This is a genomic window from Streptomyces sp. NBC_00988 (assembly GCF_045162645.1).
Lineage (GTDB): Bacteria > Actinomycetota > Actinomycetes > Streptomycetales > Streptomycetaceae > Streptomyces.
Map to the genome: position 1 here is coordinate 6,353,720 of NZ_CP108730.1, position 25,697 is coordinate 6,379,416.

At 70.3% G+C, this 25,697-nt stretch carries 23 protein-coding genes and 1 tRNA gene; 14 read left to right on the plus strand and 10 right to left on the minus strand.

Going from position 1 to position 25,697, the window contains the following annotated elements; genetic code table 11:
- Genes OG496_RS29120 through OG496_RS29135 form a run of 4 tightly spaced genes read left to right on the plus strand, consistent with a single transcriptional unit; the run spans position 1 to position 2,704 of the window.
- Positions 1 to 210, plus strand: a complete 210-nt coding sequence (locus tag OG496_RS29120) for a hypothetical protein (protein ID WP_019055174.1) — start codon at positions 1 to 3, stop codon at positions 208 to 210.
- A complete protein-coding gene (locus tag OG496_RS29125) occupies positions 207 to 845 on the plus strand; it encodes an aminodeoxychorismate/anthranilate synthase component II (RefSeq protein WP_405972983.1) in 639 nt (212 codons plus the stop codon). Before OG496_RS29120 ends, OG496_RS29125 begins: the two co-directional genes overlap by 4 nt.
- Entirely contained in the window at positions 842 to 1,942 is a 1,101-nt protein-coding gene (locus tag OG496_RS29130; protein WP_405972984.1) for a class E sortase, read from the plus strand. Before OG496_RS29125 ends, OG496_RS29130 begins: the two co-directional genes overlap by 4 nt.
- 6 nt (positions 1,943 to 1,948) lie before the next feature.
- Positions 1,949 to 2,704, plus strand: coding sequence for a class E sortase (locus OG496_RS29135; RefSeq protein ID WP_366494764.1), 756 nt, complete (start codon positions 1,949 to 1,951; stop codon positions 2,702 to 2,704).
- A gap of 103 nt (positions 2,705 to 2,807) precedes the next feature.
- On the opposite strand, the gene pknB is transcribed toward OG496_RS29135, so the two are convergent.
- The 6 genes from pknB to OG496_RS29165 all read right to left on the minus strand — a co-directional run bounded on the left by pknB (position 2,808) and on the right by OG496_RS29165 (position 10,924).
- On the minus strand, positions 2,808 to 4,793 hold the full coding sequence (gene pknB / locus OG496_RS29140; protein ID WP_399395190.1) for a Stk1 family PASTA domain-containing Ser/Thr kinase: 1,986 nt from the start codon (positions 4,791 to 4,793) through the stop codon (positions 2,808 to 2,810).
- A 170-nt stretch (positions 4,794 to 4,963) separates the two neighbouring features.
- On the minus strand, positions 4,964 to 6,451 hold the full coding sequence (locus OG496_RS29145; protein ID WP_366494762.1) for a penicillin-binding protein 2: 1,488 nt from the start codon (positions 6,449 to 6,451) through the stop codon (positions 4,964 to 4,966).
- On the minus strand, positions 6,448 to 7,884 hold the full coding sequence (locus OG496_RS29150; RefSeq protein ID WP_366494761.1) for an FtsW/RodA/SpoVE family cell cycle protein: 1,437 nt from the start codon (positions 7,882 to 7,884) through the stop codon (positions 6,448 to 6,450). The genes OG496_RS29145 and OG496_RS29150 overlap by 4 nt, the downstream gene beginning before the upstream one ends.
- Positions 7,885 to 7,914: 30 nt before the next feature.
- The gene (locus tag OG496_RS29155; RefSeq protein ID WP_366494921.1) at positions 7,915 to 9,453 is read right to left on the minus strand and encodes a Stp1/IreP family PP2C-type Ser/Thr phosphatase; all 1,539 of its coding nucleotides are present in this window, start codon (positions 9,451 to 9,453) and stop codon (positions 7,915 to 7,917) included.
- 90 nt (positions 9,454 to 9,543) lie between these two features.
- Entirely contained in the window at positions 9,544 to 10,065 is a 522-nt protein-coding gene (locus tag OG496_RS29160; RefSeq protein WP_019055182.1) for an FHA domain-containing protein, read from the minus strand.
- Positions 10,066 to 10,075: 10 nt separating this feature from the next.
- On the minus strand, positions 10,076 to 10,924 hold the full coding sequence (locus OG496_RS29165) for a DUF3662 and FHA domain-containing protein (RefSeq protein WP_365301246.1): 849 nt from the start codon (positions 10,922 to 10,924) through the stop codon (positions 10,076 to 10,078).
- Between the two features lie 569 nt (positions 10,925 to 11,493).
- Between OG496_RS29165 and OG496_RS29170 the strand changes: the two genes are divergently transcribed.
- Positions 11,494 to 11,577 (plus strand) — tRNA-Leu (locus tag OG496_RS29170).
- A gap of 139 nt (positions 11,578 to 11,716) precedes the next feature.
- On the opposite strand, the gene OG496_RS29175 is transcribed toward OG496_RS29170, so the two are convergent.
- The gene (locus OG496_RS29175; protein ID WP_366494759.1) at positions 11,717 to 12,370 is read right to left on the minus strand and encodes an NAD(P)H-dependent oxidoreductase; all 654 of its coding nucleotides are present in this window, start codon (positions 12,368 to 12,370) and stop codon (positions 11,717 to 11,719) included.
- Between the two features lie 179 nt (positions 12,371 to 12,549).
- On the opposite strand from OG496_RS29175, the gene OG496_RS29180 reads away from it, so the two are divergent.
- From OG496_RS29180 to OG496_RS29195, 4 genes are all read left to right on the plus strand, one after another.
- The gene (locus OG496_RS29180; protein WP_365301254.1) at positions 12,550 to 12,912 is read left to right on the plus strand and encodes a helix-turn-helix domain-containing protein; all 363 of its coding nucleotides are present in this window, start codon (positions 12,550 to 12,552) and stop codon (positions 12,910 to 12,912) included.
- A 269-nt stretch (positions 12,913 to 13,181) separates the two neighbouring features.
- A complete protein-coding gene (locus tag OG496_RS29185; RefSeq protein ID WP_405972985.1) occupies positions 13,182 to 14,591 on the plus strand; it encodes a DUF2252 domain-containing protein in 1,410 nt (469 codons plus the stop codon).
- Between the two features lie 357 nt (positions 14,592 to 14,948).
- Positions 14,949 to 15,980 (plus strand): hypothetical protein, encoded by a 1,032-nt coding sequence (locus tag OG496_RS29190; RefSeq protein ID WP_405972986.1) that lies wholly within the window; start codon positions 14,949 to 14,951, stop codon positions 15,978 to 15,980.
- Between the two features lie 14 nt (positions 15,981 to 15,994).
- Positions 15,995 to 16,324 (plus strand): rhodanese-like domain-containing protein, encoded by a 330-nt coding sequence (locus OG496_RS29195; protein WP_019055193.1) that lies wholly within the window; start codon positions 15,995 to 15,997, stop codon positions 16,322 to 16,324.
- A gap of 34 nt (positions 16,325 to 16,358) precedes the next feature.
- Here the strand turns inward: OG496_RS29195 and OG496_RS29200 are convergent, their stop codons facing one another.
- On the minus strand, positions 16,359 to 17,492 hold the full coding sequence (locus OG496_RS29200; protein WP_405972987.1) for an acyl-CoA dehydrogenase family protein: 1,134 nt from the start codon (positions 17,490 to 17,492) through the stop codon (positions 16,359 to 16,361).
- Positions 17,493 to 17,931: 439 nt separating this feature from the next.
- Between OG496_RS29200 and OG496_RS29205 the strand changes: the two genes are divergently transcribed.
- Genes OG496_RS29205 through OG496_RS29215 form a run of 3 tightly spaced genes read left to right on the plus strand, consistent with a single transcriptional unit; the run spans position 17,932 to position 21,077 of the window.
- On the plus strand, positions 17,932 to 18,876 hold the full coding sequence (locus tag OG496_RS29205) for a DUF5819 family protein (RefSeq protein ID WP_405972988.1): 945 nt from the start codon (positions 17,932 to 17,934) through the stop codon (positions 18,874 to 18,876).
- Positions 18,873 to 20,285: an HTTM domain-containing protein gene (locus OG496_RS29210; protein WP_405972989.1), complete on the plus strand. Its 1,413-nt coding sequence runs from the start codon at positions 18,873 to 18,875 to the stop codon at positions 20,283 to 20,285. Before OG496_RS29205 ends, OG496_RS29210 begins: the two co-directional genes overlap by 4 nt.
- A gap of 39 nt (positions 20,286 to 20,324) precedes the next feature.
- Positions 20,325 to 21,077, plus strand: coding sequence for a TrmH family RNA methyltransferase (locus OG496_RS29215; protein ID WP_405972990.1), 753 nt, complete (start codon positions 20,325 to 20,327; stop codon positions 21,075 to 21,077).
- 94 nt (positions 21,078 to 21,171) lie between these two features.
- Here OG496_RS29215 and paaN read toward each other — a convergent pair whose 3' ends face one another.
- On the minus strand, positions 21,172 to 22,863 hold the full coding sequence (gene paaN / locus OG496_RS29220; protein WP_405972991.1) for a phenylacetic acid degradation protein PaaN: 1,692 nt from the start codon (positions 22,861 to 22,863) through the stop codon (positions 21,172 to 21,174).
- A 160-nt stretch (positions 22,864 to 23,023) separates the two neighbouring features.
- Between paaN and OG496_RS29225 the strand changes: the two genes are divergently transcribed.
- Both OG496_RS29225 and OG496_RS29230 read left to right on the plus strand, forming a co-directional pair.
- Positions 23,024 to 24,538 (plus strand): 3-hydroxyacyl-CoA dehydrogenase, encoded by a 1,515-nt coding sequence (locus OG496_RS29225; RefSeq protein ID WP_405972992.1) that lies wholly within the window; start codon positions 23,024 to 23,026, stop codon positions 24,536 to 24,538.
- Positions 24,535 to 25,125, plus strand: a complete 591-nt coding sequence (locus tag OG496_RS29230; RefSeq protein WP_366494749.1) for a TetR/AcrR family transcriptional regulator — start codon at positions 24,535 to 24,537, stop codon at positions 25,123 to 25,125. Before OG496_RS29225 ends, OG496_RS29230 begins: the two co-directional genes overlap by 4 nt.
- Positions 25,126 to 25,142: 17 nt before the next feature.
- On the opposite strand, the gene OG496_RS29235 is transcribed toward OG496_RS29230, so the two are convergent.
- On the minus strand, positions 25,143 to 25,643 hold the full coding sequence (locus OG496_RS29235; protein ID WP_384160329.1) for an Lrp/AsnC family transcriptional regulator: 501 nt from the start codon (positions 25,641 to 25,643) through the stop codon (positions 25,143 to 25,145).
- Between the last annotated feature and the right edge of the window lie 54 nt (positions 25,644 to 25,697).

The window sequence follows — 25,697 nt, forward strand, 5'->3', positions numbered from 1 at the left end:
GTGACGTACGGCGTGAGTCTGGTGCCGTGGCGCGACGGAAGGGACGGCATGTACGGCTGGATCTGGCGGCATCTGCCGGGCAACGTGTGGGTCAAGGCGCTCATCTCGCTCGTCCTTGCCCTGGCCGTGGTCTACATCCTGTTCCAGTACGTCTTCCCGTGGGCCGAACCGCTGCTGCCCTTCAACGATGTGACGGTGGACAACCAGTGAGTGCACGGATTCTCGTCGTCGACAACTACGACAGCTTCGTCTTCAACCTGGTCCAGTACCTGTACCAGCTGGGCGCCGAGTGCGAGGTGCTGCGCAACGACGAGGTGTCGACGGCGCACGCCCAGGACGGCTTCGACGGTGTCCTCCTCTCGCCGGGCCCCGGCACCCCCGAGGAGGCCGGCGTCTGCATCGAGATGGTGCGGCACTGCGCCTCGACCGGGGTGCCCGTCTTCGGCGTCTGCCTCGGCATGCAGTCGATGCAGGTGGCCTACGGCGGCGTCGTGGACCGCGCTCCCGAACTGCTGCACGGCAAGACCTCGCTCGTCGAGCACGAGGGCAAGGGCGTCTTCGCCGGACTGCCCTCGCCCTTCACGGCGACCCGCTACCACTCGCTGGCGGCCGAGCCGGGGACGGTACCGGCCGAGCTGGACGTCACCGCCCGGACGCACGACGGCATCATCATGGGCCTGCGCCACCGCGAACTGCCCGTCGAGGGCGTCCAGTTCCACCCGGAGTCGGTGCTCACCGAGCACGGCCACCGGATGCTGGCCAACTGGCTGGTGGAGTGCGGCGACCAGGGTGCCGTGGCGAGGTCGGTGGGGCTCGCCCCGGTGGTGGGCAGGGCCACGGCGTGACCGCGCTGCGCCCCGAGCGCGAGTCCGAGGCCGCGTACGGGGAGCAGCCGTACGCGGAGCCGTCGTACGGGGAACAGGGCGGGTTCGACCAGTGGCACGGCACGCAGGCTCAGGGTGCGCCCGGGGTGCCGTACGGTCCGATCGACGAAGAGACCGTCGCGCTGCGGATAGCGGATCTCTCGCCGGAGCGGACGGGCCACGGCCGGTCCATATCGGCGTCTGACGCCTCATCCGCCTCCTCCGCCACAGGAACCCCCACGGGCGGGCGTGCGGCCCGCAGAAAGGCCGCCAAGGGGCGGCACGGGCGTCATGGGGGCGTAGGGGCGGCGGAGGAGACCACCGAGGCCCCGGAATCCGGTGCCGGCGCGCGTGCTGGTACCGGCCTCTCGCGGGTCGAGGCGCGGCGGCGGCAGCGGGCGAACAAGCCGGGTGCCGCGGTCATCGCGAGCCGGGCCATCGGCGAGGTGTTCATCACCACCGGCGTGCTGATGCTGCTGTTCGTCACCTACCAGTTGTGGTGGACGAACGTACGGGCGCACGCGCAGGCCGGCAGTGAGGCGAGCCAGCTGCAGAACGACTGGGCGAGCGGCAAGCGTGCCCCCGGAGAGTTCTCGCCGGGGCAGGGCTTCGCCATCCTGCACATCCCCAAGCTGGACGTGGTGGCGCCGATCGCCGAGGGCGTCAGCAACAAGAAGGTGCTCGACAAGGGGATGGTCGGGCACTACAGCGAGGGCACCCTCAAGACCGCGATGCCGGACGCGAAGACCGGCAACTTCGCGCTCGCCGCGCACCGCAACACCCATGGCGAACCGTTCCGGTACATCAACCAGCTCAAGCCGGGCGACGAGGTCGTGGTGGAGACCCAGGACACCTACTACGTCTACAAGATGACGAAGACGCTGCCCGTGACGTCGCCGAGCAACACCAGTGTCATCGACCCCATCCCCAAGGGCTCGGGCTTCACCACGCCCGGCCGCTACATCACGCTGACGACCTGTACGCCGGAGTTCACCAGCAAGTACCGGCTGATCGTCTGGGGCAAGATGGTCGAGGAACGGCCGCGCAGCAAGGGCAAGCCGGATGCGCTCATCGAGTAAGGGCAGATGAACGTGGCAGCGACCACCGACGACACCGAAGAGCAGACCGACACGCCCGCGTCCCCACCGGACCGCCCCCGCGGAACCGGCCCGGTTGCGACGGCGGTCAGCCTCTTCGGTGAACTCCTCATCACGGCGGGCCTGATCCTCGGCCTGTTCGTCGTCTACTCCCTGTGGTGGACGAACGTCGTCGCCGACCGCACGGCCGACAAGCAGGGCGACAAGGTCCGGAACAACTGGTCCAAGGACAAGGACACCGGTCCCGGCGCCCTCGACACCAAGGACGGCATCGGCTTCCTCCACGTGCCCGCCATGAAGAACGGCGAGGTGCTGGTCGAGAAGGGCACCGAGACGAGCGTCCTCAACGACGGCGTCGCCGGCTACTACACCGACCCGGTCAAGGCCGCCCTCCCCACCACCGGCAAGAACGGCAACTTCACCCTCGCCGCCCACCGCGACGGCCACGGCGCCAAGTTCCACAACATCGACAAGCTCAAGAAGGGCGACCCGATCGTCTTCGAGACGAAGGACGACTGGTACGTCTACAAGGTCTACGACATCCTTCCCGAGACCTCGAAGTACAACGTCAAGACCCTCGCCCAGATCCCCGCGGAGTCCGGCAAGAAGAAGGCCGGCCACTACATCACGCTGACGACCTGCACGCCGGTGTACACGTCCCGGTACCGGTACGTGGTGTGGGGCGAGCTGGTCCGCGTCGACAAGGTGGACAGCGCGCGGACACCGCCGAAAGAGCTTCGCTGACGGCAGGGCGTAGCGCACGGTCCGTGGCGCACCGCACGTACGAAAGAGCCCCGGCACCCTTCTCAGGGTGCCGGGGCTCCGTCGTGTCGTAACGGTGTGCCGCCTATCCGGAGTTGCCCCCGAAGAAGCCGCCGCCACCGTTGTTGTTGCCGTTGCCGGTGCCCACGCTGGTGAGGGTGATCTGCGTGTTGCCGGGGTCGTCCACCTGGTTGCCCGAGCCCGGGTCCTGCTGGGTCACGATCGCGTTGTCGCCCTGATCGCTGTTGTCGGCGAACTGGATGTTGGTGAAGCCGTTCTGCTGCAGGATCGTCTTGGCGTTCGCCACCGTCTGGCCGACGACGTTCGGGACCTGGGTCTGCGAGACCTTGCCGATCTGGATGTTGACCGACGAGTTCTTGTCGACCTGCGTCCCGGCCGTGGGCGAGGTCGCGACGACCTTGCCGTTCAGGTTCGTGTCGGTGGTCGCCACCTCGGTGCAGTTGCCGACGAGGTTGTTCTGCTGCATCTGCGCCTTGGCGTCGTCACAGCTCTTGCCGCTGACGTCCGGGACCGTGGACTTCTCCTCGGCCTTCGCGACGGTCAGGGTGATCGTGGTGCCCTTCTGGACCTCCGCGCCGAGGGCCGGGTCCTGCTCCAGGACCGTGCCGGGGTCCTCGCCGGACACCTTCTCCTTCTTCTCCACCTTGAACTGGTACTTGTCGCCGGTGAGCGTCGCGGAGGCGTCGTCGAAGCTCTGGCCCACGACACTCGGTACGACGACCTTCGGGGCGCCGGTCGAGACGACCAGGCTGACCGTGGAGTCCTTCTTGACCGAGGTGTTGGGATCCGGGTTCTGCGAGCAGATCTTGCCCTTGGGCTGGTCCGCGCAGGTCTTCGACGTGAACGACAGCTTCAGACCGATGTTGTCCGCCATGGTGTTGGCCGTGGACTGGGTCTGCCCGACGAAGTTCGGCGTATCGACGTTGTCGTTGGCCGAGTTGTTCCCGCTGAACGCCCACTTCCCGATCAGGATCGCGCCCACCAGGACCAGTACCGCCGCCACGACCAGCAGGATCGTCGAGGTGTTCGACTTCTTCTTCTGCTGGCGGCGCCGGTCCGGACGGTCGTCGTAGCCGAAGCCGCCGTCGTCCGGGTTCATGGGGGGCAGCATCGTCGTGGCGCCGGCGTCGGAGCGCAGGGCCGTCGTCGCCTGGTCGTCGCCGTAGCCGCCGTAGCCGACCGAACCCAACGCCGCCGTCGCCGCGACCGGCTGGCCGTCGAGGCAGGCCTCGATGTCCATGCGCATGTCGTCGGCGGACTGGTAGCGGTAGTTGGGGTCCTTGGTGAGCGCCTTCAGGACGATCGCGTCCATCTCCGGCGTGATCTCCGCGTCGAAGACACTCGGCGGCTGCGGCTCCTCGCGCACGTGCTGGTACGCCACCGCCACCGGGGAGTCGCCCACGAAGGGCGGCCGTACCGTCAGCAGCTCGTAGAGGAGGCAGCCCGTCGAGTAGAGGTCCGAGCGGGCGTCGACCTGCTCGCCCTTCGCCTGCTCCGGGGAGAGGTACTGGGCGGTGCCGATCACCGCGGACGTCTGCGTCATCGTCATGCCGGAGTCGCCCATCGCGCGGGCGATGCCGAAGTCCATCACCTTGACCTGGCCGGTGCGCGTCAGCATGACGTTCGCCGGCTTGATGTCGCGGTGGACGATGCCGTTGCGGTGCGAGTACTCCAGGGCCTGGAGGATGCCGATGGTCATCTCCATGGCCCGCTCCGGCAGCAGCTTGCGGCCGCTGTGGAGCAGCTCACGGAGCGTCGAGCCGTCGACGTACTCCATGACGATGTACGGGATCGAGACCCCGTCGACGTAGTCCTCGCCCGTGTCGTAGACCGCGACGATCGCGGGATGGTTGAGCGAGGCGGCCGACTGGGCCTCCCGGCGGAACCGGGCCTGGAAGGAAGGGTCGCGCGCAAGGTCGACGCGCAGCGTCTTCACCGCCACCGTGCGGCCGAGGCGTGTGTCATGGGCGAGGTAGACCTCCGCCATGCCACCACGGCCGAGCACCTGGCCCAGCTCGTACCGGCCGCCGAGGCGACGCGGCTCTTCCATAGTTCCCTACCAGCCCTCTCCGTCGGTCCCGACCCGCACGGATGTGCGGTCGGAGGCTAGCCGTCCGGGCCTACCGTACCCGGCTGGCTTTGTGTGACCTGGCCAAGCCCGTCACCCGATACAGGACCGGTATCGCAACGTGCACCGATGTGAAGGGGACGTGAGCGGAGTCACTTCTTGCTGTCGATGACCGCCTCCATGACACTCTTCGCGATCGGGGCCGCGAGACCGCCGCCGGAGATGTCGTCACGGTTGGCGCTGGAGTCCTCGATGACCACGGCCACGGCCACCGGCGAGCTGCCGTCGGGGAGCTTGGCGTAGGAGAGGAACCAGGCGTACGGGTTCTCGCTGTTGGCGACGCCGTGCTGGGCGGTACCGGTCTTGCCGCCGACGGTGACGCCGCTGATCTTCGCGTTCGTGCCGGTGCCCTTCTCGACGACCGTCTCCATCATCGACTGCAGGATCTGCGCGTTCTTCGAGGAGAGCGGCTGGCTCATCTCCTCCGGCTCGGTCTGCGCGATGGTGTCGAGGTTCGACGACTGGAGCTTGTCGACCATGTACGGCTTCATCAGCTTGCCGTCGTTGGCGACCGCGGAGGCGACCATGGCCATCTGCAGCGGGGTCGCGGCGGTGTTGTACTGGCCGATCGAGGACAGCGCGGTCTGCGACTGGTTCATGTTGTCCGAGAAGACCGAGGCGCTGGAGCGGATCGGCGTGAACTGCTCGGAGTCGAAGCCGAACTTCTTCGCCTCGGCCAGCATCTTGTCGTTGCCGAGGTCGGCGCCGACCTTGCCGAAGACCGTGTTGCAGGAGTACTGCAGCGCGACGCGCAGGGTCGCGTTCTTGCAGGGGATGCTGCCCTCGTTCTTCAGCTCGGTCGTGGTGCCCGGCATGACCCACGGCAGCGGCGAGTTCGTCGCCGTGTCGGCGGACGAGTACAGGTTGTTCTCCAGCGCCGCGGACGCGGTGACCACCTTGAAGGTCGAGCCCGGCGGGTAGGTCTCGCGCAGCGCCCGGTTCAGCATCGGGTCGTTCGGGTCGTACTTCTTCTGGAGCTTCTGCCAGGCCTTGGCGTCCGTGGAGGTGGAGTTGCCCGCGAACGACGAGGGGTCGTACGACGGGTAGGACGCCAGCGCCAGGATCTTGCCGGTGGACGGGTCGAGGGCGACGACCGCGCCCTTGCCGCCCTGCTTCTGCAGACCGTTCCACGCGGCCTTCTGCGCGGCCTGGTTGAGGGTGGTGACGACGTTGCCGCCCGACTTCGCCTTGCCCGTGATCATGTCGAGGGTGTTGCGGAAGAAGAGCCGGTCGTCGGTGCCGGAGAGGATGCCGTCCTCGATGGACTCCAGCTGGTTGGCGCCGAAGGCCTGCGAGGCGTATCCCGTGACCGGCGCCCACATCGCGCCGTTCTTGTAGGTGCGCTTGTACTTCAGGTCGTTCAGGCCGCTGGTGCTGGTCTCCGTGGAGCCGGTGATCGGGTTGCCGTCGACGATGATGTCGCCGCGTGGGGTCGCGTAACGGGCGATCGTGACACGTCGGTTGTTGTCGTCGTCCTTGAGGCTGTCGGCCTTGACGTACTGGAGCCAGTTGTCGCGCAGCAACAGCGTCAGGACCAGGAGGCCGCAGAAGAGCGCGATCCGGCGCAGGGGCTTGTTCATGACGGGCGGACCACCTGGGTCATCTCGGCGTCGGGGCTGGGGGCCGGCGCGGGCGCCGGGCGGCGGGCGGTGTCGCTGATGCGGATCAGGATGCCGATGAGCGCCCAGTTGGCGATGACGGAGGAACCGCCGTACGCCACGAAGGGCATCGTCATACCGGTCAGCGGGATCAGGCCCATCACGCCGCCTGCGACGACGAAGACCTGCAGGGCCATGCCGCCGGAGAGGCCGACGGCGAGGAGCTTGCCGAAGGGGTCGCGGGCGGCGAGGGCGGTGCGGACACCGCGCTCCACGATCAGGCCGTAGAGGAGCAGGATCGCCATGATGCCGGCGAGGCCCAGTTCCTCGCCGAAGGTGGCGAGGATGAAGTCGGAGTTGGCGGCGAACCGGATGAGGTCGGAGTGGCCCTGGCCGAGACCGGTGCCGAGCGTGCCGCCGGAGCCGAAGGCCCACAGGGCCTCCATCGACTGCGCGGAGTGGCCCGAGACGGTCTTGCTGAGCGTGTACTCCTTCATCGGGTTGAGCCAGGCCTGGACGCGCTGCTGGACGTGCGGTTCGAAGGTGGCCACTCCGACGGCGCCGGCCGCCGACATCAGCAGCCCGAAGACGATCCAGCTGGTCCGCTCGGTGGCGACGTACAGCATGATGATGAACATGCCGAAGAACAGCAGCGAGGTTCCGAGGTCGGTCTCGAAGACCAGGATCAGGATCGAGATGAACCAGACGACCAGGATCGGGCCGAGGTCACGGCCGCGCGGCAGGTACAGGCCCATGAAGCGGCGGCTGGCCAGCGCGAGCGCGTCGCGCTTCACCATCAGGTAGCCGGCGAAGAAGATCGCGAGGACGATCTTCGCGAACTCACCGGGCTGGATGGAGAATCCGCCGACCGAGATCCAGATCTTCGCGCCGTAGATGTTGGCCCCGAGGCCCGGTACCAGCGGCAGCAGCAGCAGGACGAGCGCGCCGACCATGGAGATGTACGTGTAGCGCTGCAGGGCGCGGTGGTCCTTGAGGAAGATCAGGACGACGGCGAACAGTCCGATGCCCATCGCGGTGTACAGCAGCTGCCGAGGCGCCGCGTTGCCCGCCTGGTTGATGGACTGCAGCAGCTTCGACTGGTCGAGCCGCCAGATGATGACGAGTCCCATGCCGTTCAGCAGCGTCGCCAGCGGCAGCAGCAACGGGTCCGCGTACGGCGCGAACTTGCGTACGGCCAGGTGCGCGACGCCGGCCAGCAGGCCGAGGCCCAGGCCGTAGCTCAGCAGCCCGGACGGCACCTGGTCGTTGATGGCCAGGCCCACGTTGGCGTAGGCGAACACCGGGATGACGACCGCGAACAGCAGCAGCGCCAGCTCGGTGTTGCGCCGGCTCGGTGCGCCGATGGAGCCGATCGTGGACGTGTGGTGCGACGGCGTGTTGGTAGAACTGCTCATCGTGTGACGGGGCCTCTCACGGCTTGCCTATTACTTGCTGCACTGCGAGACGACCTGCTGCTCTTCCTCCGAAAGGCTGGGACCGGGGCTGGGAGTCGCAGACGGGGTCGGGGACGGGGACGTCGAAGTCGTTGTCGAAGGAGACGGCTTCGGCGTGGCCTTGGACGTGAGCGAGGTGCTGGTGGTTCCCGTGGTGCCACTGGGCTTGGTCGCGGCAGTCTCGCGCTCGGACTCCTTCTTGCACGCGGAGGCCTGCACGGCGAGGTCGTCGATCTTCTTCTGGGCGTCCTGGAGACCGCCCTCGGCGATCGTCGCCTTGACCTGCTTCTGCTGGTAGGGCGGCAGGTACTTGAGTTCGATGTCCGGGTGGTCCTTCTCCACCTTCGACAGCGAGACCCAGGCGAGGTCCTGGCTGATGCCCCGGTACAGCGCGACGTGCTCGCCGTTGGCGCCGACGAAGTACTGCGTCTGCGTCCAGCGCCAGCCGCCGTAGAGGCCGCCGCCGATGACCGCGAGCGCGAGCACGGTGTAGAAGGATCTCTTGAACCACGTGCGGCCCTTGGAGGGCTTCACGAAGTCGTCGTCGGTGTAGTCGCCGAAGCTGCCCTCGGGGACGTAGCCGGTGGTGTCGCCGGAGCCGGGCGGGCCGAACTCGCCGCCCCCGCCGTTCTGTCCGGGCACCTGGCGGCCCAGCCCGGAGGCGCGGCCCGCCGGGGTCTGCATGATGGTGTTGTCGTGCTGGTGGAGCTGGTTCTCGGCGACCGCGCCGACGATGACCGGGGTGTCCGACAGCTGCGCGGCGAGGGTGTCGCCGGTGTCGAGGTCCAGGACGTCGGCGATGATCACCGTGATGTTGTCGGGGCCGCCGCCGCGCAGGGCGAGCTGGATCAGCTCCTGCACGGTCTCCTGGGGGCCCTGGTAGCTGGCCAGGGTGTCTTCCATCGTCTGGTGGGAGACGACTCCTGACAGCCCGTCGGAACAGATCAAGTACCGGTCGCCGGCGCGGACTTCACGGATCGACAGGTCCGGCTCGACGTGGTCGCCGCTGCCGAGCGCGCGCATGAGCAGGGCGCGCTGCGGGTGGGTGGTGGCCTCTTCCTCGGTGATCCGGCCCTCGTCGACCAGCCGCTGCACCCAGGTGTGGTCCTGGGTGATCTGGGTCAGCACGCCGTCGCGCAGCAGGTAGGCGCGCGAGTCGCCGACATGGACGAGGCCGAGCCGCTGCCCGGTCCACAGCAGGGCGGTGAGCGTGGTGCCCATGCCCTCCAGCTGGGGATCCTCCTCGACCATCATCCGCAACTGGTCGTTGGCCCGCTGCACGGCGGTGCCGAGCGAGGTGAGGATGTCGGAGCCCGGCACGTCGTCGTCGAGCGAGACGATGGTCGAGATCACCTCGGAGGAGGCGACCTCACCGGCGGCCTGGCCGCCCATTCCGTCGGCGATCGCGAGGAGACGGGGACCGGCGTAGCCGGAGTCCTCGTTGCCCTCGCGGATCATGCCTTTGTGCGATCCGGCGGCGAAGCGCAGTGACAGACTCATGCGCACCTCGCCCGTCGGCTCCGGGTACATCCGCACGGTGCCCACCCTCCGGTCGGGAGCGCGCCGGGGTCCGCCAGGCGGTCCGCCGCTGCGTGCTCGCTCCGCTCGCTCATTTTCGTACTACTTCCGCAGCTCGATGACGGTCTTGCCGATGCGGATCGGCGCGCCCAGCGGAATCGGTGTGGGGGTCGTCAGCCGGGACCGGTCCAGGTACGTGCCGTTCGTGGATCCGAGGTCCTCGACGATCCACTGGCCGTCGCGGTCCGGGTAGATCCTGGCATGGCGGCTGGACGCGTAGTCGTCGTCCAGCACGATCGTCGAATCGTGCGCCCGGCCCAGGGTGATGGTCTGGCCCTGGAGCGCGACGGTGGTGCCGGTGAGGATTCCCTCACTGACGACCAGTTTGGTGGGGGCGTTACGGCCCCGCCGGCCGCCCCCGCTCGGCTGCTGCTGGCGCTGCTGCGGAGGCGCCGCCTGCCGGGCGGCCTGCTGCTGCGGTCGTCCGGCTTCCCGTCGCGAGCCGCGCTGTGTGACACGCGTTCCGAACAGGTCGCTGCGGATGACCTGCACGGCCACGATCACGAACAGCCACAGTACGGCCAGGAAACCCAGCCGCATGACCGTGAGGGTCAGCTCTGACATTGCCCCCGCTTCACCCTTCGGCTTGCCGGTAAATGATGGTGGTGCTGCCCACGACGATCCGCGAGCCGTCGCGGAGCGTAGCGCGGGTGGTGTGCTGCCCGTCCACCACGATGCCGTTGGTGGACCCGAGATCCTGGATCACTGAGGGCGTTCCGGTCCGGATCTCACAGTGCCGGCGGGATACGCCAGGGTCGTCGATCCGCACGTCGGCCTCGGTGCTGCGGCCCATCACCAGCGTCGCGCGGGAGATCTGATGGCGGGCGCCGTTGATCTCCACCCAGTACCGCATCCGTGCGCCGGCCGCCGGAGCGGCGGGCGCGGGCTGGAGGTACGGCGCCGAGCCGCGGCCGCCGGGCGGCGGTGCGGCCGGCATGGGCGGCGGGGCGCTCGCGGGCGCGGCGGCGGGCGGGTAGCCGTAGCCGCCGGGCCGTCCCGCCGCCGGCGGTGCCGCCGGGGCGGGGGTGCCGGGAGCCTGCTGGTTGGTGGAGGAGGCGAGCGTACGGCTGCGCACCCGGTACAGACCGGTGTCGAGGTCGTCCGCCTTCTCCAGGTGGACCTTGATGGGTCCCATGAAGGTGTAGCGCTGCTGCTTGGCGTAGTCGCGCACCATGCCGGCGAGCTCGTCACCGAGCTGGCCGGAGTAGGGGCTGAGCCGCTCGAAGTCCGGCGTGCTCAGCTCCACGATGAAGTCGTTGGGTACGACGGTCCGGTCGCGGTTCCAGATCGTCGCGTTGTTGTCGCACTCCCGCTGGAGCGCGCCGGCGATCTCGACGGGCTGGACCTCGGACTTGAACACCTTGGCGAAGGTGCCGTTGACCAGACCTTCGAGGCGTTGCTCGAACTTCTTCAGGACTCCCATGGGGCACCTCCTCCGTCGTTGCCGCACTGGCTGTCGTACCGACCGCCGTGCCGGCTGCCGTGGTGATTGTCGGGCCGATTGTCGTGCTGACTGCCTTGGTACTGCTTACTGATCGTATCCACGCGCCGGTAAATCGGCTGGTTCCCCCTTGTCGGCCCGGTCGAACTCCTTCTGCCACTACTCCTGTCAGTACTCCTGCCCAGGATCGTAGAGGGGGCCGCAGACAAGTGTCCCGCACCTGACTGTGGACCTTGCCCGCCTCCTGGGGAGATGGCGGTTACCGGTACGAGGTTGATACGTGAACCGGTCCACGTTGATACGTGGCGGGGGGCGGGGGTGCTCGGTGGGGTGGGGGTGAGGGGTTCGGAGGGGTGGGAGAGGGGTGGGCGGGAGACGCAGGTGGGAACCGGTGACCGCTGATGGGGGCCTCGCGCGGGGCGTCGGGCTCGGGGGAACGGGGGGTCCTGCTCAGGGGAAAGGGATGTGAATCCACCCCGTGCACCGTGCTAATCTTCTGCATGTCGGAAGGCGCCAGCCCCCTAGGGGAAGGGCCCGAGGACACACCCAATGCGCGGGTGGCGGAATAGGCAGACGCGCTGGATTCAGGTTCCAGTGCCCGAAAGGGCGTGGGGGTTCAACTCCCCCCTCGCGCACAGACAGAAGCCCCTCAGGTCTCAGACCTGAGGGGCTTCTTCGTGTGCGGTACCAGCTCCGGTGATGCTTCGGTGATCCCCGCCTCAGGTGAGGACAATCACACGCTGTCCTTACCTGAGGCGGAGGCCGGGCGCGAGGTCAGGCCGCGAGGCGTTCCGCCAGGGTCTTGGCCTTGGTGGCCGCGTCGCCGAGGGCGCGCTCGCGGGACGCCTCGTAGAGCGGGACCAGGTCGGCCATCGCCGGGTTCTGCGGGGCCATGGTCAGCTCCGGGACGATGAACTCGGCGTCCAGGCCGAGGGCGTCGACGAGGACCGCCTTCAGGTAGTTCTGGACGTAGTCGTAGCCCTCGCGCGGGGTGCCCGGCCCGTAGGCGCCGCCGCGGCTGGCGATCACGACGGTCGGGATGCCCTTCACCTTCGAGTCCTCGGTCCCCGCGGTGCGGCCCATCAGGATCACGTTGTCCAGCCAGGCCTTCAGGGTCGAGGGGATCGTGGCGTTGTACATCGGGGCGCCGATCAGCACCGCGTCCGCCTGCTCCAGCTCCTCTATGAGCCGTACGCGCTCGGCGAAGGCCGCTGCCTGCTCGGGCGTGTGCGTGGCCGGGTCGGCGAAGCCGGCGGTGTGGGCGTCGACGGTGATGTGCGGGACGGGGTTCGCGGCGAGGTCGCGGTGGATCACCGTGCCCTCCGGGTGCTGTTCCTCCCAGGACGTGCGGAAGGCGTCGGCGACGGCGCGGGAGGCGGAGGCGCCGGCGGGGAACACGGACGAGTCGATGTGCAGGAGCGTGGCCATGGGGGTCTCCAAGAGGTGCCGAGCGAAGTGCTGAGTGAGGTGTCGAGCGGGTGCCGGGCGCTTGCTGGGCGCAGCAGTCCCGTCGCGTTGCTCAGTAGCTGAGTTTTCGTACTCGACTATGAATAACACAGGTACTTACTTTTTTTCATCCCCGCACGGGAGGGCAGTACCCTGAGGGCATGGCGGTCGAGCAGAGTCACGGCACGGATCAGTGCAAGAAGGTCGACGACGGCATCACCCGTGTCTTCCAGCTGTTCGGAAAGCGCTGGACCGGGCCGATCGTGGCCGTCCTGATGGCGCAGCCCGTCCACTTCGCCGACCTGCGCCGGGCGATCCCGGGCATCAGCGAACGCATGCTCTCCGACCGGCTCACGGAACTCGGCGCCGCCGGGCTGCTCGTTCGCGAGGTCGACGAGGGCCCGCCACTGCGCGTCTCGTACCGGCTGACGGAGTCGGGCAAGGCACTGGGACCGGCACTCCGGGAACTCGGCGCGTGGGCGCAGGTGCATCTGCGCGAGGGGTGGCAGTCGGGCGGGTGCTAGGCCGGGTCGGGGCGGGACAGCGGGACAGGTGCCGGGTTGGGCAGGGGCGACGATCGCTGAGGCCTCGACGGCGCCGGTGAGGTCTCGATCGGCGTCGGTGAGGCCTCGATCGGCACGGGTGAGGTCTCGATCGGCACCGGTTTTCCACAGCCGTGGAGTTGTCCACAGGGTCTGACGTGTTCTCGCCGCCGGTTGTACGGTCGTCGCGAGTTGATGTTCGGACGAGCGCACGTGTGAGCGTGGGTGTGTGTACGGGGGAGGCGGTCGGTATGACCGAGACCGGTATCGGTGTGGGGCGCAGGCTGCCCGGGGTGCGGGGGTTCGCCACGTGGCCCGTGGAGGGGTCGCCCAAGGAAGAGGGGAAGGCGCTGCGGGAGAGCGTCCCGCGCAGCGCGCACGCCGCTCTCGACCTGGACGGTTCCCGCCCCGACGCGGTGACCGCGGTCGAGGAGTCCGGCCGCGGCAGGATCCCCGGGCTCACGCCGATACGGGTGGGCAGGATGGCGGCCACGCCCTTCGCGTTCCTGCGCGGTTCGGCCGGACTCATGGCCTACGACCTCGCCCGCACCCCCATGACCCGGATCGGCGCCCAGATCTGCGGCGACGCCCACGCGGCCAACTTCGGCCTGTACGGAGACGCCCGCGGCGGCCTGGTCATCGACCTCAACGACTTCGACGAGACCGTGCACGGCCCCTGGGAGTGGGACCTCAAGCGGCTCGCCGCCTCACTGGTGCTCGCGGGCCGGGAGGCCGGTGCCGACGAGGACACCTGCCGTACGGCGGCGCACGGCGCGGTGGGTTCCTACCGCCGCACCATGCGGCTGCTGGCCAAGCTCCCGGTGCTGGACGCGTGGAACGCCATCGCCGACGAGGAGTTGGTCTCCCACGCCGACGCCCGCGACCTGCTCGGCACGCTGGAGCGGGTCTCCGAGAAGGCGCGGGGCAACACCAGCGGACGGTTCGCGGCCAGGTCGACCGAGGCCGCCGAGGACGGCGGGCGCCGCTTCGTCGACGCCTCGCCGGTTCTGCGGCGGATCCCGGACGCGGAGGCCGCGGCGGTGGCGGCGTCCCTGGAGGAGTATCTGGACACGCTCTCCGAGGACCGCCTCCCGCTGCTCGCCCGGCACACGGTGCACGACGTCGCCTTCCGCGTCGTCGGCACGGGCAGCGTGGGCACGCGGTCGTACGTCGTGCTGCTCCTGGACCATCGCGGCGAACCGCTTGTCCTCCAGGTGAAGGAGGCCCGCCCCTCGGCGCTGGTGCCGCACCTGCTGACCGCCGGGTTCGACGCGCCGTCCGTCGCGCACGAGGGCCGACGGGTGGTGCTCGGGCAGAAGCGGATGCAGGTCGTCAGCGACATCCTGCTGGGCTGGACGACGGTCGACGGACTCCCGTTCCAGGTACGGCAGTTCCGCAACCGCAAGGGCAGCGTCGACCCCGCCGCCCTCGCCGCCGACCAGATCGACGACTACGGCCGCATGACCGGCGCCCTCCTGGCCCGGGCCCACGCCCACAGCGCCGACCCGCGCCTGGTCGCCGGCTACTGCGGCAAGAAGGACGAACTGGACGAGGCGATAGCCACGTTCGCCGTGGCCTACGCCGACCGGACCGAGGCGGACCACGCGGAGTTGGTGGGGGCGGTACGGGCGGGGCGGATCGCGGCGGAGATGGGGGTGTAGGCGGTTGGGTGCGGGGTGCGGGGTGCGGGGTGCGGGGTGCGGGGTGCCGGAAGCCGGAAGCCGGAAGCCGGAAGCCGGAAGAGGCTAGCGGGCGCGCGGGGAGTGGATGCCCGCCGTGATCGTGGGCGGGGAGCTGATCGGGGCGAGGGACCTCGGGCAGCCCGTCGCCGGGCGGGACCCGCGCCGGCGGTGACATGACCCGTCGTTCACGAGGCACTGCCAGCACAGCCGACGTGCCGACATAAGGCGCTGCCGGCACAGCCGATGCCCCACCGTCGGCGAGGTCACCCGTGGTCCACAAGGCCCCAGCCCAACCGATGCCCCGTAGCCCGTCGGGCCGTGGCCTACGCTGGGCGGGTGACGACCCCGGAAGCTGAGCAGTCCCAGTCCGCACCCGTTGGTGAACCGGTGCCGGAGCAGACGGGTGCCGAGGTGCCGTCCGCCGCCGGAGCCGTGGCGGGTGACGGTTCCGCGAGCGAGGGCACCGAGGGCGGTGCGGCCGATTCCCCTGAGGCCGACTCCCCTGAGGCCGAAGCCCGACCGGCCGACTCCCACCCCGCGGACACTGCCGTGCCCCGGCCCGAGGAGCGGCTGGAGCGGGCCGTGCGCGCCGCCGAGCAGGCGTTGATCGAGTACGAGATCGCGGTGGACACCTTCCGCATCGAGGTCGAGAACTTCTCCCGGCTGCACCACCAGAAGCTCGGTCCGATGTACACCCGCCTCGACGAGCTGGACGCCCAGATCGCCGAGGCCCTGGCCGCACGCACCGGCAACCCCGAGGACATCCGCAAGGCGGACGAGGCGCGGGCCCGGGTGATGCCGATGCCCGCGGTCGAGGAGCTGTTCCACGGCTGGATGGACGGCAGCGGCCTGTTCCCGGAGGCCGAGGCGATGCTCACGGACCAGCCGGTCCGGCCCCCGCAGCGGGTGCGGCCCAGCGAGGAGGCCCGCAAGCTCTACCGCGAGCTGGCCCGCAAGGCCCACCCCGACCTGGCGCAGGACGAGGACGAGCGCAAGCGGCGTGAGGAGTTCATCACCCGGGTCAACGCCGCCTACAGCCGCGGCGACGCGCCCCTGCTGCGTGAGCTGGGCGAGGAGTGGGCGGCGGGACCGGCTCCGGCGGAGCGCGGCCCGAGCCCCAGCGAGGAGCTCTACGCCCGCCTCGAATGGCTCGCCCACCGCAAGGAACTGCTCACCCTCGTCGCCCGCGAGCTGGAGGAGGGGGCCATCGGCTCCATGCTCCGCATCGCCCCGGACGACCCGGACCGTCTCCTCGACGAGATCGCCGAGCAGTTGCTCGCCCAGGTCGCCGAGCGGGAGGCGGAGCTGGCGAACCTGCTCTCCCAGCCGCACGCGTCGGAAGGCCCGTCGGGTAGCGTCGGGGCATGAGTTTCGGAGCTGGTGTGCCCACGGTCGAGGTCGGAGACCTCAAGGACGGCGACTTCCTGCTGGACGTCCGCGAGGACGACGAGTGGCAGGCGGGTCACGCCACGGGGGCGCTGCACATCCCCATCAGTGAATTCGTGGCCCGGTACGGCGAGTTGACCGAGGCGGCGCCGCAGGACGGCCGGGTCCATGTGATCTGCCGCTCCGGCGGGCGTTCGGCCCAGGTCACGACGTACCTGGCCCAGCAGGGCATCGACGCCGTGAACGTCGACGGTGGCATGCAGGTGTGGGCCGCCGCGGGCCGACCCGTCGTCACGGACGAGGGCCAGCCGGGTTTCGTGCTGTAGCTGTAGCCGCAACTACCCTTGGCGCGGGCGGGGTTCAGCCCAGCGGATGGGCCGCCAGGAGATCCCCCAAGGCCTCCTCGTGTGCCGCCGCCGGGCCGAGCGACAGCTCCAGGTGCTTGGCCCAGGCGTGGTACCGGTGCAGGGGATATTCGGTGTCGGCGCCGAACCCTCCGTGCAGATGCTGCGCGGTCTGTACGACCCGTCGTACCCCCTCCGCCGCCCAGATCTTGGCCACGGCCAGGTCCGCGGCGGCGGGCAGTGGGCCCGATGCCCCCGAGGCGATCCGCCACGCGGCCTGCCACAGGGTGGCCTCCATCGCGCGCAGGTCGATGTAGCGGTCGGCGGCCTGTACGGCGACGGCCTGGAAGGTCGCGACGGGGAACCCGAACTGCTCGCGCCTGCTGGTGTATTCGCCGGTCATGCGCAGGACGGCGGTGCCGAGCCCGAGGGCCAGCGCGCAGGTGCCGACGGTCAGCAGGTCCCGCAGCCACTCCCAGGCGCCGTCGGCGTCGATGACGTCGACCCTCGCGATCGGCACGGAATCCAGGCGCAGTTCGCCGAGCCGCTCGCCCGTGGTGGAGATCTGCTCGGCGAGGACGACGCCTTCGCGGTCCGGGGTGACCAGCGCGAGGACGGTCCGGTCGGCGTCCGTGTGCGCCGGTACGACGACCAGGTCCGCGTTGTGCGCCCACGGCACCGCCGTCTGCACCCCGTCCAGCACCCACCGGTCACCGTCCCGCCGTGCCGTCACGGCGAGTTCGGCCGGGTCGTGGCCGGTGCGGCCGTGCGCGGCGACGGTCAGCACGAGGTCGCCGCGGCCGGCCCGGGTGAGCAGGGCGGACCTCAACTCCTCGCCGCCGTAGGCCTGTACGGTCGCCGCGGCCGCGCTGCTCTCCAGGAGCGGCACCCTGGCCAGTACCTTCGCCGACTCCCGCAGCACCAGGCACAGGGCGATCGCGTCCAGGCCCGCGCCGCCGTACGCCTCGTCGAGCAGCAGGCTCAGCAGATCCGCGTCGGCGAGCCTGGCCCACAGCGCGCGGTCGAAGTCGTCGGCCACGGCGCCCGTGGTGTCGGCCGGACTGGGCACACCGTCCGGCGCGACATCGGCGAACACCCCCGCCGCCGCCTCGGCCGCCGCCTGCTGCTCCTCGCTGAAGGTGAAGTCCACGGTCCCTGCCCTCCCGCACGCACACACCGGCCAACAGCCGGACGTCCGACCAGATCTGACGGAGCGTCAAGATAGAACAGGTTCTAGAAGAAGGGAACGGGCGCACCTCCGGGGTATGCACTACGGGGTATGTACTGGCGGTCGAGGGGGCTTTCGGCAGCCGGCCGCGGGGATCGCCGGACGACCGATCGTTCGGTTCGGGGATTCAATGGTGGGATGCGCCGAGGACAGGTGTCAACGGCTGTGGATAACCTGCGGGCAGCCGCTGTGGACAACCTGTGTGGCGGGTGAGGCAGGGGACTGTGCCCGGGGCGTGCCCCTGAGTACCGTTCCGTGCGGCGCCGGGGAGTGATAGGCGTGGAGCGCCGCCGGGCCCCGCGGCCGGGCGGGCACGGTGGACGGTGGCCGATGGACGGACGGGACTCGGAAACGGGGCGGAATGGACGCGAACGACGGAGGCTCGAACGCCCCCGAGGAGGGCGAGCGAACGCCTGCCTCCTCTGAGGACGGCGCCCGCCCGCCCGCCCCCTCCGTGGGGCCACGCCCGCCCGCCTCCTCCGGCGGGCCGCACCCGCCTGCCGCCCCGGAGGCCCCGCACCCGCCCGCCGCCTCGGGGTGGCCGCACGTGCCCGCCCAGCAGCCCCCTCACCCGCCCCCGCCCGAGCCACCGGCGCAGCCGCAGCCGCCGTACGACTCCGAGGACGCCCCCACCGCCGTCCCCGCGTACCCCGACGCCCGGATCGGCGTCGCCGCGCTGTCCCTGCGCTATCAGGTCGGTGCCGCGCTCGCGGTCGCGGTCGTCGCGGTGGCCGCGCTCGTCCATCTCGGGATGGTGTTCCTGCACGTCGCGCCGTCGAACACGGTGACGAAGCAGCACGGCAAGGCGATCGACGAGTGGATCTACCCGGAGTTCGAGCAGAACTGGAAGCTCTTCGCGCCGAACCCGTTGCAGCAGAACATCGAGGTCCAGGTGCGCGCCGATGTCCGTACCGCGGACGGCACGACCCGTACGACCGGCTGGTACGACCTGTCGGCCGAGGACGGCGCGGCCATCGACGGCAATCTGCTGCCGAGCCACACCGAGCAGAACGAACTGCGCCGGGCCTGGGACTTCCTCACCGCCACGCACGACAACTCCAACCGCCCGATCGGCCTGCGCGGCACGCTCGCGGAGACGTATCTGCGGCGCATCGTCGTGCTGCGCCTGGACCGGGACGACGCGGCCGGAAAGGACGGCGCCGTCCAGCGCGTCCAGGTCCGCTCCCGCACCACCAACGTGCCCCCGCCCGAGTGGAGTGACGAGCAGGTGTCGACCACCCCCCAGTACCGCCTGCTGCCCTGGTGGCAGGTCCCGGCGGACGAGGCCGCGGGAGGCGTCCGGTGAACGGTTTCGCCCTGTCGGTGTCCCGAGGCATCGCCCGCGTCACCGAGTCGGCCCTGGGCCCCTACCAGAGCGCCGTGATCCGCATCGGCTTCGCCGGCACCTGGCTGCTGTTCCTGCTCCGCGAACTGCCCCACCGCCAGGAGCTCTACGGCCCCGACGGACCGTGGAGCTGGGACCTGGCCCGCCAACTGATCGCGGACAACGGCGCGTTCACCGCCCTGATGTGGTGGGACGGGCAGTTCTGGTTCGAGGCGGTGTACGCGCTGGCCGTGCTGGCGAGCGTCCTGCTGCTGCTGGGCTGGCGCACCCGCACGATGTCCGTGCTCTTCATGGTCGGCGTGCTCTCGCTGCAGAACCGCAGCGTCTTCATGGGCGACGGCGGCGACAACGTCCTGCACCTGATGTCCCTGTACCTGGTGTTCACCCGCTGCGGCCAGGTCTGGTCCCTCGACGCGCGCCGGGCCGCGCGTACGCGGGAGGCACGCGCGCGTGGGGAGTGGATTCCGGACCGGGTCGGGCCCGTCCTGTGGGTCGTCCTCGGCGCGGCGCTCGTCGCGGTGACCGCGGGGGGCCGGTTCGACAGCGACTGGTTCGTGCCCGCGCTCCTGTGGGGCGTCTGGCTGGCGCAGGCCCTGTGGTGGGTCATCGGGCGGTACGCGAAGTCGTACGAGCCCCGGGTGCTGCTCGACATCGTCGCGAACGTGATCCACAACGGCGCGCTGTTCGTGATCGCGAGCGAGGCCTGTCTGATCTACGCGACGGCCGGCTGGTACAAGATCCAGGGTTCCCGCTGGCAGGACGGCACCGCCGTCTACTACCCGCTCCACCTCGACTACTTCTCCCCCTGGCCCGCCCTCGCCGACCTGCTCGCCGGCAGCGGCACGATGGTCATGCTCGTGACCTACGGGACCGTGATCGTCCAGGTCGCCTTCCCGTTCACGCTCTTCAACCGGCGCGTCAAGAACGTCCTGCTGGCCCTGATGATGGCCGAGCACGCCGCGATCGCCGTACTCCTGGGCCTGCCGTTCTTCTCCCTGGCGATGATCGCGACGGACGCGGTCTTCCTGCCGACGTCGTTCCTGCGGAGGCTGGGCGGGTGGGCGGCACGCGCGCGTGGGCGGGTGTTTTCGGAGCGCGGCCCAGCGTTGCTCCCCGAAGGGGGCACCGTCGCCCCGCCACCGGCCGACGGTCCTACGCCGTCGCGCTCCGAATCGGCCCCCGCGCCGCTCGCCGAAAGCGGTTCTACGGTGGCCTCCGCGTCCGGTTCCTCGACGCGTCCCGAAGGCGGCCGCGAAGGCGCCCCCTCGCCGCGTCGGCGCCCCGAGGAGTCGGCCGTAGCCCCGGAGGACCCTGACGCCCAGGAGAGCCCTGGCCCCGCGCCCCGGACGACCCCGAGCACGCCTACGTAGGGCCAGAGGGCCACGCCGCACCCACGTAGGCTGCACCCCATGACCGCCCCCGCCGCAGCCACCTGGCACCGGCTAGCCGAAACCTCCGTGCTGCTCGACGGCTTCCACGCCCTCAAGCACGCGCTGCGCTTCGGGGCCGAGGTCCCCATGGCGGTCACCACGGACCGGCGGGCGGCCCTCGCCCTGGCCGACGAACTGGCCCCTGACGTACGGGACACCCTGGACGCGCTGCTGACCGAGGTCCCGGAGGACACGTACCGGTCCTTCGTGCCCCGCCCTCACCCCACCGCGGTGGCAGCCCTGGCCGTACGTACCGCGCGTGAGGGCAATCTCCAGAAGCTCGCGCACACGCCCCGCACCGCGCCCGTCGTCGTCCTCGACAACCCGCGCAACCTGGGCAACGCCGGAGCCGTGATCCGGCTCGCCGCCGGTTTCGGGGTGACCGGGGTGGTCACCACCGGGACGCTGGACCCCTGGCATCCGACGGTCGTGCGCGCCGGGGCGGGCCTGCACTACGCGACCGCCGTGGAGCGCCTGACGGTCGACGAACTGCCGCCCGGCCCGCTGTTCGCCCTGGACCCGGAGGGCGACGACATCCGGGCCCTGAAGCTCCCGGACGACGCCGTCCTCGCCTTCGGCTCCGAGCGCAGCGGCCTGTCCGCCGAACTACGCGCCCGTACCGACCACTTGGTGGCCCTCCCGATGCGCCCCCAGGTCTCCAGCTACAACCTGGCGACGAGCGTTGCGATGACCTTGTACCACTGGAGCACGTCCACTGCGGCGCCCCTTTAGGGGCGCGGGGCTGTGTCACTTCGCGGCTCCGCCGCGTGGGCGCGACCAGCCACAACGGACCGTCAGCCGCACAGCAACCGCACCCCCCGAGCTCCTAGGCGTCCCGACGCACCTCAACAACCCGGAACCGATTGGCGACAAACGCCCCATCACACAGCGCCGCATTGGCAGCCGGGTTGCCACCCGACCCGTGGAAGTCGGAGAACGCGGCAGTCTGATTGACGAACACCCCACCCGTCAGATTCAGCGACAACTGCGCCGCCTCCTCCAGACAGACCTCCTCCACGGCCCGCTCGACCCCCTCGTCGGTGGTGTACGCACCGACAGTCATCGCCCCCTTCTCCCGCACCGTGCGCCGCAGCAACTCCACCGCGTCGTCCGCCGAGTCGACCGCGACGGCGAAGGACACCGGCCCGAAGCACTCGCTCATGTAGGCGGCCTCGTCGTCCGGCTTGGCACCGTCCAGCTTCACGATCACCGGGGTGCGGACGACCGCGTCCGGGAACTCCGGGTTGGCGATCTCCCGTGAGGCGAGGGCGACTTCACCCAGCCCGGAAGCTGCCTCCAGGCGGGCCTTCACGTCCGGGTTGACGAGCGCGCCGAGCAGACCGTTCGCGCGGGCGTCGTCACCGAGGAGACCGTCCACGGAGCGCGCGAGGTCGGCGACCACCTCGTCGAAGGACTTGGGGCCCTGGTCGGTGCCGATGCCGTCGCGGGGGATCAGCAGGTTCTGCGGGGTCGTGCACATCTGCCCGCTGTACAGCGACAGGGAGAACGCCAGGTTGGACAGCATCCCCTTGTAGTCGTCGGTCGACTCCACGACGACCGTGTTGACACCGGCCTTCTCCGTGTAGACCTGCGCCTGGCGGGCGTTGGTCTCCAACCAGTCGCCGAAGCCCGTCGAGCCCGTGTAGTCGATGATCCGGATCTCGGGGCGGGTGGCCAGCGCCTTGGCGATGCCCTCACCGGGACGCTCGGCGGCCAGCGCCACCAGGTTCGGGTCGAAGCCCGCCTCGGTGAGCACCTCGCGCGCGATCCGCACGGTCAGCGCGAGGGGCAGCACCGCGCGCGGGTGGGGCTTCACCAGGACCGCGTTGCCGGTGGCGAGGGAGGCGAACAGGCCCGGATAGCCGTTCCACGTCGGGAAGGTGTTGCAGCCGATGACCAGGGCGGTCCCGCGCGGCACCGGCGTGAATTGCTTGTTCATCACCAGGGGATCGCGCTTGCCCTGGGGCTTGGTCCACTCCGCGGTGGCGGGGGTGCGGACCTGCTCCGTGTACGCGTACGCCACCGCCTCCAGGCCGCGGTCCTGGGCGTGCGGGCCGCCCGCCTGGAACGCCATCATGAAGGCCTGGCCGCTGGTGTGCATGACCGCGTGCGCGAACTCGTGCGTCCGGTCGCTGATCCGCTTGAGGATCTCGATGGAGACCGCGGCACGTGTCTCCGCGCCCGCGTCCCGCCACGCCCGCTGCCCGGCGCGCATGGCCGGCAGCAGCACGTCGAGGTCCGCGTGCGGGTACGTCACGCCCAACTCGACGCCGTACGGCGACACTTCGCCGCCCACCCAGTCGTCCGTGCCGGGCTGGCCGAGGTCGAGACGGGTGCCCAGGAGGGCGTCGAAGGCGGCCTTGCCCGCCGCCGCGTCCAGGCTGCCGTGCTCGCCGTAGGCCTTGGGGTGTTCGGGGTGCGGGGACCAGTACGCGCGCGTGCGGATCGCTTCGAGCGCCTGGTCGAGTGTCGGCCGGTGCCGGGCGATCAGCTCGGGCGCGGTCAGTTCGGCGGCCATGCGGGACCAACTCCTCGTTTCAAGAACTCGTCTGCGAGCTCATGACCTGGGCAGCAACGTGGGCGGAAACAGGCAGTCAGAGTTAGAGTAACCGAACGATCGGTCGGGACAAGGGGGTCCGCCGCATCTGTGGAAAACCCTGTGCGGGAGGATCGCGCACATGACAGCACTCGACCTCAGCAGCCCCGTGGCCGTCGTCGGCACCGGCACCATGGGCCAGGGCATCGCCCAGGTCGCGCTGACCGCGGGCCACGTCGTACGGCTGTACGACGCCGTCCCCGGGCGGGCCCGGGACGCGACCGCCGCGATCGGCGCCCGGCTCGACCGGCTCGTCGAGAAGGACCGGCTCGCCGCCGCCGACCGGGACGCCGCACGCGCCCGTCTGCTGCCCGCCGAGGCCCTGACCGACCTCGCGGACTGCACCCTGGTCGTCGAGGCCGTGCTGGAGCAGCTGGACGTCAAACAGCAGCTGATGCGCGACCTGGAGGACATCGTCGGCGAGGACTGTCTGCTCGCCACCAACACCTCGTCCCTGTCGGTGACGGCCATCGGCGCCGCCCTGCGCAACCCCGGCCGCTTCGTCGGCCTGCACTTCTTCAACCCTGCGCCGGTGCTGCCGCTCGTCGAGGTCGTCTCCGGGTTCGCCACCGACGTCACGTCGGCCACGCGCGCGTACGAGATGTCCCGCGCCTGGGGCAAGACCCCGGTGGCCTGCGCCGACACCCCCGGGTTCATCGTCAACCGCATCGCCCGGCCCTTCTACGCCGAGGCCTTCGCGGCCTACGAGGCACAGGCCGCGGACCCGGCCACCATCGACGCCGTCCTGCGCGAGTCCGGCGGCTTCAAGATGGGCGCCTTCGAACTGACCGACCTCATCGGGCAGGACGTCAACGAGGCCGTCACCCACTCCGTGTGGCAGTCCTTCTTCCAGGACGTGCGCTTCACACCCTCGCTCGCGCAGCGCAGGCTGGTCGAGTCCGGCCGCCTCGGCCGCAAGACCGGGCACGGCTGGTACGACCACGGGGACGACGCCGAGCTGCCCGAGCCGCACACCGCGGAACCGGCCCAGGCGCCCGCGTACGTCGTCGTCGAGGGCGACCTGGGCCCCGCGGCCGAGCTGGTCGCGCTGATCCGCGAGGCGGGCATCGTGGTCCGCGAGGAGGAAGAGGACCACGGCACCCGGATGGTGCTGCCCGGCGGCGGTCAGCTGGCGCTCGCCGACGGACAGACCTCCGTGGAGTTCCGCGACGTCGTCTACTTCGACCTCGCCCTCGACTACCGCGGGGCCGGCCGTATCGCCCTGTCCGCCTCCCAGGACACCGCCTCCCAGACCCTCACCGAGGCGACCGGCCTCTTCCAGGCGCTCGGCAAGAACGTCAGCGTCGTGGGCGACGCCCCCGGGATGATCGTCGCCCGCACGGTGGCCCGGATCGTCGACCTGGCGCACGACGCCGTGGCCAAGGGTGTCGCCACCGAGGAGGACGTCGACACCGCGATGCGCCTGGGTGTCAACTACCCTCTGGGTCCGTTCGAATGGAGCCGCAGGCTCGGCCGCAGCTGGGCCTACGACCTCCTGGACGACCTGCACCTGCGTGATCCGTCGGGACGGTACGCGCCGTCCCTGGCGCTCTACCGCCACGCGTACGCCACCGAGAAGCGGGAGGGCACCCCATGACCACCGCCAAGCGCGACACGTACACCCCGGAGACCCTGCTCAACGTCGCCGTCCAGGTCTTCATCGAGCGCGGCTACGACGGCACCTCCATGGAGCACCTCGCCAAGGCGGCCGGTATCTCCAAGTCGTCGATCTACCACCACGTCACCGGCAAGGAGGAGCTGCTGCGCCGCGCGGTCAGCCGCGCCCTGGACGGTCTCTTCGGGATCCTCGACGAGGAGCACGCACGCGTGGGGCGTGCCGTCGAGCGGCTGGAGTACGTCGTGCGGCGGATGGTCGAGGTGCTGACCTCCGAGCTGCCGTACGTGACGCTGCTGCTGCGGGTGCGCGGCAACACCGACACCGAGCGGTGGGCCCTGGAGCGGCGGCGCGACTTCGACCACCGGGTGGCCGACCTGCTGAAGGCCGCGGCGGCCGACGGCGATCTGCGCGGTGACGTGGAGGTACGGCTCGCGACCCGGCTCGTCTTCGGGATGATCAACTCCATCGTGGAGTGGTATCGGCCCGACGCGCGGGGCATGGGCGAGCGCGAAGTGACCGACGCGGTGGCCCAGTTGGTCTTCTCCGGGCTGCGCGCGCAGGGCTGAGCCGCCGGGGCGACGGGTCAGCTCTGGGGCTCCAGGTCCTCCTCCTCGAACACCAGCAGCGTGCGCGAGCTGAGCACCTCGGGGATCGCCTGGAGCCGGGTGAGGACCAGCTCGCGCAGTGCCCGGTTGTCCGGCGTGTGCACCAGCAGCAGGACGTCGAAGTCGCCGCCCACCAGCGCGATGTGCGAGGCCCCCGGGAGCAGTCTCAGCTGCTCGCGGACCGTGCGCCAGGAGTTCTGCACGATCTTCAGGGTGATGTACGCCGACGTGCCCTGACCCGCGCGTTCGTGGTCGACCCGGGCGCCGAAGCCGCGGATGACGCCGTCCTCGATGAGCCGGTTGATCCGCGCGTAGGCGTTGGCGCGGGAGACGTGCACCCGTTCGGCGACCGACCTTATCGACGCGCGGCCGTCCGCCTGGAGCATCTGCAGGATGTCCTGATCAATGGCGTCGAGCGGACGCGGGGGCGGCAAGGTGTTCCCCGCCTCCGGGCCTTCGGCCATTTGTTCAGGTGCCATGTCCCCCCGCCTCCCTACCATGGACGTACTGCGTTCATTTCAGGTTGTGGAGAA

Excerpts from the sequence above, each read along its gene's own strand:
- OG496_RS29135 (WP_366494764.1), top strand. The coding sequence starts at position 1,949 with ATGAACGTGGCAGCGACCACCGACGACACCGAAGAGCAGACCGACACG.
- OG496_RS29225 (WP_405972992.1), top strand. The coding sequence starts at position 23,024 with ATGACAGCACTCGACCTCAGCAGCCCCGTGGCCGTCGTCGGCACCGGC.
- OG496_RS29175 (WP_366494759.1), bottom strand. The coding sequence starts at position 12,370 with ATGGCCACGCTCCTGCACATCGACTCGTCCGTGTTCCCCGCCGGCGCC.
- pknB (WP_399395190.1), bottom strand. The coding sequence starts at position 4,793 with ATGGAAGAGCCGCGTCGCCTCGGCGGCCGGTACGAGCTGGGCCAGGTG.
- OG496_RS29180 (WP_365301254.1), top strand. The coding sequence starts at position 12,550 with ATGGCGGTCGAGCAGAGTCACGGCACGGATCAGTGCAAGAAGGTCGAC.
- paaN (WP_405972991.1), bottom strand. The coding sequence starts at position 22,863 with ATGGCCGCCGAACTGACCGCGCCCGAGCTGATCGCCCGGCACCGGCCG.
- OG496_RS29215 (WP_405972990.1), top strand. The coding sequence starts at position 20,325 with ATGACCGCCCCCGCCGCAGCCACCTGGCACCGGCTAGCCGAAACCTCC.
- OG496_RS29165 (WP_365301246.1), bottom strand. The coding sequence starts at position 10,924 with ATGGGAGTCCTGAAGAAGTTCGAGCAACGCCTCGAAGGTCTGGTCAAC.
- OG496_RS29150 (WP_366494761.1), bottom strand. The coding sequence starts at position 7,884 with ATGAGCAGTTCTACCAACACGCCGTCGCACCACACGTCCACGATCGGC.
- OG496_RS29185 (WP_405972985.1), top strand. The coding sequence starts at position 13,182 with ATGACCGAGACCGGTATCGGTGTGGGGCGCAGGCTGCCCGGGGTGCGG.
- OG496_RS29160 (WP_019055182.1), bottom strand. The coding sequence starts at position 10,065 with ATGTCAGAGCTGACCCTCACGGTCATGCGGCTGGGTTTCCTGGCCGTA.
- OG496_RS29145 (WP_366494762.1), bottom strand. The coding sequence starts at position 6,451 with ATGAACAAGCCCCTGCGCCGGATCGCGCTCTTCTGCGGCCTCCTGGTC.
- OG496_RS29155 (WP_366494921.1), bottom strand. The coding sequence starts at position 9,453 with ATGTACCCGGAGCCGACGGGCGAGGTGCGCATGAGTCTGTCACTGCGC.
- OG496_RS29230 (WP_366494749.1), top strand. The coding sequence starts at position 24,535 with ATGACCACCGCCAAGCGCGACACGTACACCCCGGAGACCCTGCTCAAC.
- OG496_RS29235 (WP_384160329.1), bottom strand. The coding sequence starts at position 25,643 with ATGGCACCTGAACAAATGGCCGAAGGCCCGGAGGCGGGGAACACCTTG.
- OG496_RS29205 (WP_405972988.1), top strand. The coding sequence starts at position 17,932 with ATGGACGCGAACGACGGAGGCTCGAACGCCCCCGAGGAGGGCGAGCGA.